At 43.8% G+C, this 13,102-nt stretch carries 11 protein-coding genes; 4 read left to right on the forward strand and 7 right to left on the reverse strand.

Annotated features, from left to right (window positions below):
• Positions 1-78: 78 nt before the first annotated feature.
• Positions 79-1,008 (forward strand): sugar phosphate isomerase/epimerase family protein, encoded by a 930-nt coding sequence (locus ABIB39_RS20345; RefSeq protein WP_354432016.1) that lies wholly within the window; start codon positions 79-81, stop codon positions 1,006-1,008.
• Positions 1,009-1,031: 23 nt separating this feature from the next.
• Here ABIB39_RS20345 and ABIB39_RS20350 read toward each other — a convergent pair whose 3' ends face one another.
• From ABIB39_RS20350 to ABIB39_RS20380, 7 genes are all read right to left on the reverse strand, one after another.
• Positions 1,032-1,298, reverse strand: a complete 267-nt coding sequence (locus ABIB39_RS20350; RefSeq protein WP_354432017.1) for a hypothetical protein — start codon at positions 1,296-1,298, stop codon at positions 1,032-1,034.
• A 34-nt stretch (positions 1,299-1,332) separates the two neighbouring features.
• Entirely contained in the window at positions 1,333-1,851 is a 519-nt protein-coding gene (locus ABIB39_RS20355) for a DUF4251 domain-containing protein (protein WP_354432018.1), read from the reverse strand.
• 255 nt (positions 1,852-2,106) lie between these two features.
• Complete coding sequence (htpG, locus tag ABIB39_RS20360; RefSeq protein WP_354432019.1) at positions 2,107-3,990, reverse strand: molecular chaperone HtpG; 1,884 nt, start codon at positions 3,988-3,990, stop codon at positions 2,107-2,109.
• A 207-nt stretch (positions 3,991-4,197) separates the two neighbouring features.
• Positions 4,198-4,806 carry a thioredoxin family protein gene (locus tag ABIB39_RS20365; RefSeq protein WP_354432020.1) on the reverse strand — a complete coding sequence of 203 codons (609 nt, stop codon included), beginning with the start codon at positions 4,804-4,806 and terminating at the stop codon, positions 4,198-4,200.
• Between the two features lie 39 nt (positions 4,807-4,845).
• Positions 4,846-5,376, reverse strand: coding sequence for an NADPH-dependent FMN reductase (locus tag ABIB39_RS20370; protein WP_354432021.1), 531 nt, complete (start codon positions 5,374-5,376; stop codon positions 4,846-4,848).
• Positions 5,377-5,400: 24 nt separating this feature from the next.
• On the reverse strand, positions 5,401-6,753 hold the full coding sequence (locus ABIB39_RS20375) for a sensor histidine kinase (protein WP_354432022.1): 1,353 nt from the start codon (positions 6,751-6,753) through the stop codon (positions 5,401-5,403).
• On the reverse strand, positions 6,743-8,104 hold the full coding sequence (locus ABIB39_RS20380) for a sigma-54-dependent transcriptional regulator (protein ID WP_354432023.1): 1,362 nt from the start codon (positions 8,102-8,104) through the stop codon (positions 6,743-6,745). The genes ABIB39_RS20375 and ABIB39_RS20380 overlap by 11 nt, the downstream gene beginning before the upstream one ends.
• A gap of 313 nt (positions 8,105-8,417) precedes the next feature.
• Here ABIB39_RS20380 and ABIB39_RS20385 point away from each other — a divergent pair, with 313 nt between their 5' ends.
• The 3 genes from ABIB39_RS20385 to ABIB39_RS20395 all read left to right on the forward strand — a co-directional run bounded on the left by ABIB39_RS20385 (position 8,418) and on the right by ABIB39_RS20395 (position 13,100).
• A complete protein-coding gene (locus ABIB39_RS20385) occupies positions 8,418-9,671 on the forward strand; it encodes an efflux RND transporter periplasmic adaptor subunit (RefSeq protein WP_354432024.1) in 1,254 nt (417 codons plus the stop codon).
• Positions 9,672-9,802: 131 nt separating this feature from the next.
• Positions 9,803-10,480: an ABC transporter ATP-binding protein gene (locus ABIB39_RS20390; RefSeq protein WP_354432025.1), complete on the forward strand. Its 678-nt coding sequence runs from the start codon at positions 9,803-9,805 to the stop codon at positions 10,478-10,480.
• Positions 10,481-10,664: 184 nt separating this feature from the next.
• Positions 10,665-13,100: an ABC transporter permease gene (locus ABIB39_RS20395; RefSeq protein WP_354432026.1), complete on the forward strand. Its 2,436-nt coding sequence runs from the start codon at positions 10,665-10,667 to the stop codon at positions 13,098-13,100.
• Positions 13,101-13,102: the final 2 nt, after the last annotated feature.

The raw sequence follows: 13,102 nt of genomic DNA on the forward strand, positions 1-13,102 counted from the left end.
AGTTTTGACACAATAATTTTTTTGTTCGAATTATTTGATTTAGATTTACTTACCAAGTAAACTAAATTAACTACAGTAATGAATTTTAACAGGCGCAAGTTTTTGCAAAGCACCGGCACTTTGGTGCTTAGCAGTGCAGTGTTGTCGGGGAAAGCGGCATCATATTTAAATCTTATTAAGCACCCTATTGGTGTACAATTGTTCACGTTCTTCAACGTGATGGACGAAGATGTTAAGGGTACTTTAACCAAAGTAGCAGCGGCAGGTTACCGCGAAATAGAATCGGCCTTCAGTAAAAAAGGTGGGTATTATGGTTTAAAACCAAAAGAGTTTAAAGCTTTGGCAAACGGCCTTGGCTTAACCTGGAAATCACACCACGTATTGGGCGCGCCGTTTAAATTACCTGCCGGTGCTAAAATGCCAACCACACCTGATGGTAAACCAATGGTAATCCCTACTATGATGAACCTGCAGGATAATATGCAGCAACTGGTTGATGAAGCTGCCGAAGGTGGTGTAAAATACCTGGTATGCGCTAATACCCCAACAGACACCCCCGAGAATCTAAAAGCATCTATAGCCGTACTGAATAAAACAGGCGAGGCTGCAAGCAAAGCGGGTTTAACCTTTGCCTATCATAACCACGATATGGAATTTAAGATCCTGAGCGATGGCACTATCCCTTATGACCTGCTATTATCAGAAACTGATGCGAAGCATGTAAAAATGGAGCTTGACCTTGCCTGGGCAGTTAAGGCGGGTAAAAACCCGGTAGACCTGTTTAAAGCAAACCCGGGCCGTTTCCCGCTATGGCATGTTAAGGACCTTGACGCAAGCCGCGAGAATATCCTGCCTGTAGGCAGCGGTACTATCGACTTTAAACCGATTTTCGCTGCAGCTAAAATTGCAGGTATGCAAAGTTTTTTTGTAGAGCACGATATGCCTAAAGATCCTTTTGTGAGCATCAATAGCAGTATTAAATACATCAACAAAAATTTGAATGTGTAATTAATAGATAGAATTTGTACTGGCTATTGCAAATATGCCTGTACAAATTCATCATTATTTATGGCGCTTATTAAAGCGTTTATAGCTGGCTTTTCGGGTGCGTTTGCATCAAGTTCGGTAGCATAATCTTCCAGTTCGTCCAGGTAAGCCACAGCTTCTTCCTCATCTTCAAATAATAATATCAGGTCGCCGTTTGCTTCGGTCTTCGTTCCGTTTGGCGGGGTAGGCAAAGTTTCCTGCCCAAAAACTGTAGCAGATAAGGTGGCTGATGGTATGGCTATTTTTAACATGGCTTATTATTTGATGTTTTTTTAACATCCCATATTACACTTTGGTTTTCTTTCTTTCTGCCAAATAACCTGTAAAACGGATCTGTTGCCTGTTTTGGCTTATTACACTTAGATCGGCATTGCCATTCTTAAAAACCTGCAATAGCATTTGTGTGGCGTTACGGGTGTCATTAGTTTTTATGCGGATGATATAACTGCCGTTCTTTTGCAAACCAGTAGTAGTATAATCAAACTTGGTCGATTTAAATTTAATGCCATTATCTTCATTACTATTGTAGCCCACACCAGAATAAGCTACCCCGAAGTATGGCAGGTAGGCTTCCACAGTGTCCGGAGATACGGTCAGGTCATACGGAGAGGTTAGGTATCGCGACCCACTCCCCATTGGATACATATAGTTCGCCTGGAATACGTAATTTTTAGCATCTATAAGTTCTTTTATTTCGGCGGCTTTTTTAGCTTCTTTTACGGATTTAGCATTTTGCGCGTTTGCGGGCGATATTGCTGTAAAGGCAATAGCCACTGCAAAAAATATTTTAATTAAAGTTTTCATTGTTAAATGTTTATATAAATATAACGTAGTATTTATTAGACTTGATACACCTACACAGGTTTAATTGTAAAGGCTTTTATACTTTAAGAAAACTAAGTTAGGCGGTGCGTTACTGCTTGTTTTATAACGTTTCATCTTCGGGTTTTGATGATAAGATGCAAACTGCAGCGGGTTTCCATAAATCAATCAAAATTTATTCCACAAAAAAGCCACCCGGGTTTCGGATGGCTTTTTCCATTTAAGAAGTATTACGACTTATATCAGGCTCACGCTGCGATTAACAAATTCGGTTAATTCGGCGCCGGTTAATAGACCTTGAGATAATAGGGCAAGGTCGAACGCTTGCTTGGCCAGTTGTGCCTGTACGCCTTCGTCTTCGCCATCTAAAATGCGGCTTATTAATTTGTGGTTGCCGTTTACAGTAACCTTGTAGTTATCGGGCATATTGCCGTAGAAACCCATACCACCGCCCATGGCAGCCATATCTTTCATGCGGCGCATAAACTCATCTAACGTAACGGTTACCGGTAACTCATCAGGGCTAAGGCTTTCTAACTGCACTTTGTATGCCGGTTTGTTGATGGCCTTATCAAAGATCTCTTTAATCCTGATCGACTGCTCTTCAGTAAGTATGTGCTCAGGGGCATCGTCTTTTTTGATCAGTTTATCGGCAACATCAGCATCCACCCGTTTAAGCGAAGTTTTTTCAAGCTTCTGCTCCAATTGGCTAATGAAGTGGTTATCGATAGGAGAGTTCATCACCAAAACATCGTAACCCTTTTTACCTGCCGACTGGATAAACGCATCCTGTTTCTCGGCATCGTTGGTGTAAATGTAGATCAGCTGGCCGTCCTTATCGGTTTGCAAAGGCTCAACTTTGTCCTTGTACTCGTTAAGAGTAAAGTTTTCTTTAGCGGTGTTGGTTACCAGAACAAAGTCTTTCGCTTTGTCGTAGAATTTCTCTTCGCTCACCATACCGTATTTTACAAATAAGCCAATGTCGCCCCATTTTTCTTCAAAACCTTTACGGTCTGCTTTAAACAGTTCGGCAAGTTTATCCGCTACTTTTTTGGTGATGTAGCTGTTTATCTTTTTAACATTGCTATCGGCCTGTAAGAAACTACGTGATACGTTCAACGGGATATCCGGTGAATCGATAACACCATGCAATAACATCAAAAATTCAGGCACGATGTCCTTAACCTCGTCGGTAATAAATACCTGGCGAGAGTATAGCTTGATCTTGTTACGGGTGATCTCAAAATCGTTCTTCAGCTTAGGGAAGTACAATACACCGGTAAGGTTGAATGGATAATCAACATTAAGGTGTATCCAGAATAAAGGGTCTTCGCTGTACGGGTAAAGCTCTTTGTAAAATTTAAGGTAATCCTCGTCACTAAGTTCGTTTGGTGCTTTAGTCCAGATAGGGTTGGTATCGTTGATGATGTTATCAACCTCGACCGATTTGTATTTTGGTTTGCCTTCTTCATCAACACCATCTTCTTCCTCTTGGGTAGTAGTGCCAAATTTGATAGGCACCGGCAGGAATTTAGCATATTTGTCCAGTATTTCCTGTATGCGGCCCTGATTTAAAAACTCTTCAGATTCGGCGTTAATGTGCAGGGTGATCTCGGTACCGCGCTCTTCAAGGCTACCTTCGCTTATTTCAAACTCGGTGCTGCCATCGCATGTCCAGTGCGCAGGGGTAGCGCCGTCCTGGTAGCTAAGGGTTTCAATTTCAACCCTATCAGCAACCATAAAGGCCGAGTAGAAGCCTAAACCAAAGCGGCCGATGATCTCATTGGCATCTTTAGCTTCTTTAAATTTCTCCACAAACTCGGTAGCGCCGCTGAACGCTATCTGGTTGATGTATTTTTTTATTTCTTCGGCCGTCATACCCAAACCGTTATCAGATATGGTGACGGTCTTTTTGTCTGCATCAAAAGCAACCTCAACGCGCAGGTCGCCAAGCTCGCCAGTGTACTGGCCTAAGGATGAAAGACGTTTTATTTTCTGTGTAGCATCAACCGAGTTTGATACCAGCTCGCGCAGAAATATCTCGGTATCAGAGTATAAGAACTTTTTAATTATCGGGAAAATGTTTTCGGTGTGGATCGAAATTGTTCCTTTTTCTTGCATAGTAGTAATTTTATAAAGCTTAAATGATTTACGGATACAACTAATCAATGCCCGTTCCAAAGCTTAGGATTTGCCAAATTGGCAGAGAGGGGGAAGATGTGCAGATATGCGAATATGGAGGTGTGCAGATGAAATAAATGTCAGTCTGAGCTTGTCGAAGACTAGGCGCTTCGCAAATAGTTCAACAAGCTCACCATGACATATTTATTATTTCGACCCTACGGTAGCTGGTGAAGTTGGTGTTGCGGCTTTTGCCGGGGCTGGGGCTGAGGCGTTTTGTGCGAAGCGCTTTGCGATAACAGCTAATTGCTCATCGTTCAATTTTGAGGTTGCTTTAAGCAATTTGGTAAAGAACGCCACTTCATCTGTACTTGCGGGGCAGCCAACATTTTCTCCGTAAGTATCTAACGATGCACCTGCCGGGCGTACCTGGCTGTCACCTAAAACTTTGCCTTTGGCATCAAGCACCACCCAAAAGGGCAAACCCGATTTTTCGCCCTTAAGTTTGGTCATGATCTGTAGCGAACCCGGATTTTCCAGACTTTCTTTTCCCGGGCGCTCCATTACATCGAGTGTGGCAATAACATAGTTGTTGTCTATAAGCGGCTTAATGGTAGGGTCGGCAAGTGAGGCTTCCATTTTTTTACACCAGCCACACCACGAAGCGTGGAAGATCAGCATTACCTTTTTATTTTCTTTAGCGGCTTTGGCGTAGGCCTCTTTCAATACAACTTCGCTCGCAGGCAAGGCAGCAGTTTGTGCAAAGCCCGACTTAACAGCGAACAATACGAACAATATGAACAGCGATTTTTTCATGGCGAATGATTTTTAAGCAATTTAGTAATAAGTAGATTACTATGCCGTGGCTTTCAGTAATTTATCTGCAATATTTTTTAAAGCACCGGCGGTATCTTTATCTGTGATGTTTCCATCTGCATCCATTTTTGAACGGATATAGGAAATAAGCAAAGTGCCGCCTTCAATTATCTGGCAATCTATTGCCCCCAGCACTTTTAACAATGCCGTATGCGCATTCTCACCACCTGTTGATGCCGTTACCAGCGCGGTAGGCTTGCCAGAGAATGACGCGCTCGATACCATCCAGTCGAGCGCGTTCTTTAACTGACCAGGGATGCCATAAGCATATTCTGGTGTGCAGATAATTACCGCATCGGCTTGTGTAATGGTATTTCTTAATTCCATGACCGCCTGTGGAGGCGTATCGTTATCCAACCCCGGATCGAAGGGCGGGATTATGGCGAGTGCATCGTAAATGTTATAACGAACATCAGTGGGTAACAAGCCGCCTATTTGCTTTAGTATATTATGGTTTGATGAGCCTGCCCGCAGGCTGCCGGGTATGGCGAAGATTTGCTTTCCTTGCATAATTACTTTATTTAGAGGCAGTTGCTAATTATTAGCAAACTGCAATATAAACGATGCGCCTTTACCCTCGGTAGATTGTGCCTGGATGTTACCCTTATGCAGCAACATGATTTGCTTACAAAGGCTTAGGCCGATGCCACTGCCGGTTTTGCGGGTACTAAAGAACGGGATAAAGATCTTGTCCAACAATTCTGGTGGCATGCCAAGGCCATTATCGGTTACTTTAACCAGGATGCGGCTGCTGCTTTGCGTTTCGGCAGATAGGGTGATGCGTGGTTCTTCGCGGTCTTTAACAGCCTCAATAGCGTTTACCAGTAAGTTTATCATCACCTGGTCTAACAAGTTAATATCCGCTTCAATAGCCAGGGCCGGATCGCGCAAAATAATTTCCAGTTCGATATTCTTTTTTTCGAGCATCGGGCGCATCAGGCTGGCCAGGTTCTCGAATATGTTACGTACCAACAACTTGTTTAGGTCAAGCTTGGTGATCTTGTTAAGGCTGCGGTAGCTTTCGGTAAACTTAAGCAAGCCCTCGCTACGGCGTTTTATGGTTTCAATACCGAGCGAAATATCTTCCAGGTCGCCGCTTTCTATACTATTGGCAATCTCCGGGCTTTGCAGGCGGTTCTTTAAAGTATCGGCCAAAGAGGAGATAGGCGCAACCGAGTTCATGATCTCGTGCGTCATCACGTTCAATAATTTCGACCATGCCTTTGATTCCGTTTCGTCCAAAGCCTCGCTCACGTTTTGGAACGCGATGAGTTTGTACAGTTTATCATCGCTCCGCATAGTGCTGGCTGTAACCAACATTTTAACCTGCTGCTGGTCGCGGGTGATTGAAAGCACTTGCGCCTCTCCGGGCTTTAATTTAACCACATCCTTATACAAAATTGGTTCGCGTTTCTCGAGCGAGTGGATGGTTTTCAGATAAGGGATGCTGATGAGCGATTTAAAGGCCTCGTTTATCCAGGCTATCTCGCCGGTTTCTTCCTCATAAGAAAGGATACCGGTATCAACCAGTTCCAATATTTTTTGCAGGTAGTGGTATTGGGTTTCGCGCTCCCGGCTTATCAGTTTAAACGTTGTATTAATATCGTTAAAGCCCTTGCGCAGGGGTTTTAACTCATTAGGTGCTTTGCGTACATCAAAGTGCCTGGAGAAATCACGGTAGTGGATAGATTCTACAAACTGGTTCACCTCGTCTTGTGCTTTCTTGTTAAAACGGATCAGGTCAAGCACCGAATAGATCACCATCGGAACGGTTATAACCCCATAAAAGACCTGCCCGTTCATAACAACCAATGTGGTAGCTACCACAGCCACAAACAGCAACAGCACACGCAGCACCAGCCGCCATTCGTAACGGTTAAATATCATATTTGCTTAATCTGCGATATAGGGCGGTACGGGTTAAACCCAATTCTTTAGCGGCGCGGGTAATGTTGCCGTTGTGTTTTTCTATCACGCGTAAAATAGCATTCTTCTCCAGTGTGCTTAACTGTATGTTATCGTCATCAATAATGTTTTCTCCGGGTGATTCCAATACCGAGAATAGCAGGTCATCAGCTTTTAGCATCTGGTCGTCGGCCATAATTACGGCGCGCTCAATGGTGTATTGCAGTTCGCGCACGTTACCCGGGTAGCTATACCCGCGCAATTTGTTAAGCGCGGTATTATCAAAATCAATTACCGGTTTAAGGTATTTGTTGCTGTACATTTTGGCGAAGTGTTTTGCCAATACCACAATATCCTCGGCACGTTTGCGCAGGGGGGGCATATTTATCTCTACCGTATTTATCCTGTAAATTAAATCCTTACGGAATTTGTTCTCATTAGCCAGTTCATGCAAGGGCACGTTGGTAGCGCATATCAGGCGGATGTTAATGTCCACAGCTTTGTTGGTGCCCAAACGGGTTACCTGGCGGTTTTGTAAAATGGTAAGCAGCTTTGCTTGCTGCTGCAGACTGATGTTACCGATCTCATCTAAGAACAAAGTACCACCTTCAGCTTCTTCAAAACGGCCCATGCGGTCTTCGCGGGCATCGGTGTAAGCACCTTTTTTATGGCCGAACAGTTCGCTTTCAAACAGCGAATCCGTCAGTGCGCCTACATCTACCTTTACAAAAGGTTTATCGGAACGCAAAGATCGTTCGTGTATGGCTTTCGCCATCAGGTCTTTACCCGTGCCGTTCTCGCCCAATATTAGTATGTTGGCATCAGTAGGGGCGATCTTATTTACTTTATGGAAAATATCTTCCATCACCTCGCTATCGCCAAGGATGGATTTTTCGCCACCGGCGCCTTTAATAGATGCCTTGGCAGATTTACCACCGCCGCCTTCTTTTTTATCCAGCAGGTCCTTAATGGTATCTATCAGCTTCTCGTTATGCCATGGTTTTACCACAAAATCGTTTGCGCCTTCTTTTAACGAGCGTACGGCCAGGTCAATATCGCCATATGCCGTTATCATGATCACGCAAACGTTCGGCTTCCATTCCTTTATTTTACGCAACCAGTAAATACCCTCGTTACCGGTGTTGATGGCGCTGTTATAATTCATGTCCAGCAGCACCAGGTCAACCTCGTTTTTTTGTAAAAGCCAGTTGATGTTCTCCGGGTTCTTTTCGGTAATTATTTCTTTAGTTTCTGTTTTAAGCAATAACTTAACAGCCGTAAGCACATCGGGGTCGTCGTCAACAATTAAAACGGTTGCTTTTTTAAGTATCATTTATTGGTGGTGATTAGTGGTTGGTTCATGGATAACAGCACCAAATATAGCGGTACTATTTGCCCATGCAATTTAATATTTTGATACGAAATATCGTACCAATTGGCCTATATTAAGTATAATACTGATATTCAACTATGATTGACGAAGCATAAATAATATGCCTTAAAAACGCACTGTATCAATACCGAACACTTGCTGTAACAGAAGCGTACGGTGCAATATGGTATTTTTAATATAAGTTACTGAAATACAGTATTTTAATTTGTGGCATGTGTTTTTGTATTCAATTGTCAAATATTAATAAAACACAGTGGATAGAGTTATACAAAAACAGAAATGGAGCACTAAGCGCCTGATGACCATAGCCGGTATTGCGGGTGTAGTAGTTTTGGTTGCCGGCAGTATATTTTTCACATCGGGCAAAAGCAAATTGAACGTAGATACAGAGCGTATCACCGTAAGCGAAATTAAAAAAGGCGCCTTCCAGGAGTTTATTCCGGTTAACGGCGTGGTGTTACCACTTACTACCATATATCTTGACGCGATAGAAGGCGGACGCGTAGAAGAGAAGTATGTAGAAGATGGCGCCAGCCTTAAAAAAGGCGACCCGATCATCCGTTTATCAAATACCGACCTTGAATTGAGCCTTGCTAACCAGGAAACTGCCGTTTATGCGGCCCAAACCCAAATGCAGATCTCTCATAATAACGCCCAGCAAAACACCATCACCAAACTAAACCAGATGGCCGATGTGGATAACGCTTACAAAGAGGCCGAGCGTGTTTACACCCTCGATAAAAAACTGTTAGACCAAAAAGCAATAGGCCTGCAGGAGTATAAAGCGGCAGAAAATGCTTACATCTACCAGTTAAGGCGCAAAAAACTAACCACGCAGATTTTAAAACAAGACACTACCCTAATACACCAGGAAGACGAGCAGGCGCGCGAGCAATATGCACACAACAAAAGCACCCTGCTTTTAATGCGCAAAAAAGTTGCCGACTTAACCGTTCGTTCCCCGATAGATGGCCAGTTAACATCAATGGATGCCGAGGTTGGCCAGAATAAAAACAAAGGCGAACATTTAGGGCAGATAGATGCACAAGGCGGTTTTAAAGTACAGGTTGATGTGGAAGAACATTACCTGTCGAGGATTTATAACGGCTTAATGGGCGATTTTGCCTTTGCGGGTAAAACATATAAGCTAACCATTAAAAAGGTATTTACACAGGTAACCAGCGGCCGTTTCAAAGTTGATATGCAGTTTGTTGGCGAAGTGCCTAAAGGCATCCGTAAGGGCCAAACCTTGCAGATCCGTTTAGCGTTGAGCGACGAGACCACAGCTACATTGGTACCTAAGGGTGGTTTTTACCAGCAAACCGGTGGTAACTGGATCTTTAAAGTGAGCGAAGATGGCAAAACTGCTTATAAAACAGACATCGCCATAGGCCGTCAAAACCCTGATTATTACGAAGTGACCTCGGGCTTAAAGCCGGGCGACAAGGTAATCACCTCGAGCTACGAGAACTATGGGGATATACAGGAACTTGTACTCAAAAAGTAGCGATATGATGTAACCTTCTTAAACGGGATGCGTCTTGTATAAGAGGTATAACACAGATAAACTTAATTAAAACATAAATCACAATTAAACAAAAAGGCAGCCGGGCGAAAGCCAGCTGCTGGGGAGGCCAAATGATTAAAATTAAAAATCTTGAAAAGTTTTACCGTACCGAAGAGGTAGAAACCATTGCACTTAACAAGCTGTCGATGCATGTTGATACCGGCGAGTTTGTGGCCATTATGGGCCCGTCTGGTTGCGGTAAATCAACCTTGCTAAACATTTTGGGTATGCTTGATGACCCGGATGAAGGCAGCTATGTTTTCAACGACATTGAAGTTGCGCATTTTAATGAGCGTAAACGTGCCGACCTGCGCAAGCACAACATTGGTTTCGTTTTCCAGAGCTTTAACCTTATCGATGAACTTACTGTATTTGAAAACGTTGAATTGCCTTTGATCTATACCGGCGTACCAACTGCAGAGCGCGTTAAAAGGGTAGAAGAAGTGTTAGATAAAATGCAGATCATGCACCGCCGTAACCACTATCCGCAGCAGTTATCGGGTGGACAGCAGCAGCGTGTGGCTATTGCCCGTGCGGTTGTAAACAAACCAAAATTGATCCTTGCGGATGAGCCTACAGGTAACCTGGATAGCAGTAACGGTAACGATGTGATGGAACTGCTAACCGACCTGAACGAACAAGGTACTACCATTATAATGGTTACCCACTCCGAGCATGATGCCCGTTACAGCCACCGTATCATCCGCCTGTTGGATGGACAGACTGTGATGGAAAACATCATGGTATAATACGCCCTATTTTTAGTTTAATTAATATAGTTAAGTGTGCCTCCTGCCTTACCTCTCCGCGCCCGAAACGCGGAGGGGTTTGCTTGAGAATTGCCCAATAATTGCCTTATCGAGCGGTAAAAGTTAACCCAAAACTTCCGGTGCGAGTGGTAATAAATTACTTCAGTGTTTAACACTACCTATCATGTTTAAAAACTACATAAAAACCGCCTACCGTAGCCTTTATAAAAATAAAGGCTTTACAACTATTAATATATTGGGGCTTGCCTTAGGCTTGGCTACCTGCCTGCTTATTGTATTTTATGTTGTTGATGAGCTTAGCTATGACCGTTATAACACCAAGGCCAGCCGCATTTTTCGCGTAAACGAAGATCTTAAGCTTGGCGAAAACAATGTGCAATACGCCGTTGCCATGCCGCCCTTAGCTAAAACCTTAAAGGCCGAATATCCTTACGTGGAAGATGCCACGCGGATAAAAGCTGCCGGCACAACCCACGTTAAAAAAGGCAATATCAATATTGTAGAAAACAAGGTAGGTTTTGTAGATGCCAACATTTTCAATGTGTTTACCCTACCCATGATAGATGGCGATCCTAAAAACGCATTGGCCGATCCTAATACCGTTGTGCTTACCGAAAGTACCGCTAAAAAATATTTCAACACTGTAAATGCGGTTGGTAAGACCATTGTATTTAACGACAAACAAAACTTTAAAATAACCGGTGTTATTAAAGACCTGCCCAAACAATCGCACTTTAATTTCGACTTTTTTGTATCGCTGGAATCCTTCCCGGACAGCCGCTCTAACGAATGGCTAAGGAGTGATTATAATACTTATGTATTGTTAAAAGACGCTAAAGACTACACGAAGCTGGCCGCCAGTTTCCCCGCGTTTTTGCAAAAGTTTAGCGGCGCGCAAATGCAATCTGAACTGGGGATGAGCGTTGCCCAGTTTGAAAAGGGCGGCAGCCATTTCAGAATGAATTTGACTGCGTTGACAGATATTCACCTAAACTCGAACCTGAGCGGCGAACTCGGGCCTAACAGCACCATGCAATACGTTTATATCTTTTCGGCCATCGCCATATTTATATTGCTGATAGCCTGTGTAAACTTCATGAACCTAAGCACCGCCCGTTCATCAAATCGTGCTAAAGAGGTAGGGGTGCGCAAGGTGATGGGTTCATCGCGCAAGCACCTTATTTTCCAGTTCCTCGCCGAGTCTATTCTTATCACATTTGTAGCTACTGTTATCGCAATTGTAGCGGCAGCCATATTATTGCCCTCCTTCAACCGGTTATCCGGTAAAGAGATCGTCCTTACGGTTGATTCACTTAGGTGGTTAGTGCCATCTCTACTGGCTATTGTGTTGGTTATTGGTTCGTTAGCGGGCTCGTACCCGGCATTCTTTCTATCAGCGTTTCAACCTATAGATGTATTGAAGGGCAAGCTATCCGCAGGTTTTAAAGGTGGTGGTTTACGCAGCTTTTTGGTGGTATTCCAATTTTTTGTGTCGATACTGTTGATCATCGGTACATTGGTTATTTACAATCAATTAAACTTTATTCAAACCAAAAACCTGGGTTATAACCGGAACCAGGTGCTTGTGGTGAAAAACCTGGGTGAGCTTAACCAGCAGGCGGGCGTATTTAAACAAGGCCTTGCCGAACTACCGGGCGTAAAAGAAACCACCATGACTGGCTTTTTGCCTACCAACGGCTGGCGCAATACCCGTATTTATTTCAAAGATGCTACTTACGACCAAAAGAAATCTCTGTTCCCGCAAAGCTGGCAGGTTGATGCCGATTATATCCCAACCATGGATATGAAAATGGCAAAGGGGCGTAACTTCTCAAAAGCCATGCAGACAGATTCATCTGCCGTTATCATCAACGAAGCTGCCGCGAAGTTCCTGGGCTTTGCCGACCCGATCAATAAAACCGTTTACCAATCATTAGGTGGCGACCGTAAAGGCAGTACACCAAATGTAAAGGAATGCCACATTGTGGGCGTTGTAAAAGATTTTCATTTTAACTCGCTCCGCGAAAAAATTGAACCGATTGTACTTACCTACGGCGAAAACCCCGGCGCATTGGCCATCCGCGTAAGCACATCAAACATTACCGGCCTAATGGCACAGGTAAAAGAAAAATGGAACAGCCTATCACCGGGTGTGCAGATCGATTACTCTTTTATGGATCAGGACTTTGAAGCGTCGTACCGCTCAGAACAACGCATCGGGCAGATCTTCGCCATATTCACATCACTGGCTATCATTATTGCCTGCCTTGGTTTGTTTGGCCTGGCGGCCTATGCTGCCGAGCAACGCACCAAAGAAATAGGCATCCGCAAAGTATTAGGCGCCGATGTAAGCATTATAGTAGCCATGTTATCAAAAGATTTTATAAAGCTGGTGTGCATTGCCATTGTAACCGCGTCGCCGTTTGCGTGGTTTGTGATGAACAAGTGGCTACAGGATTTTGCCTACCGCGTAACTATCCATTGGTGGGTAATTGCCGCGGCAGGTTTGGGAGCGCTGGTCATCGCATTTGTAACTATCAGCTTTCAATCGGTTAAGGCCGCGCTGGCAAACCCGGTTAATAGTTTGAAGAATGAATAGTT

Source organism: Mucilaginibacter sp. UYP27 (genome assembly GCF_040547175.1).
GTDB lineage: Bacteria > Bacteroidota > Bacteroidia > Sphingobacteriales > Sphingobacteriaceae > Mucilaginibacter.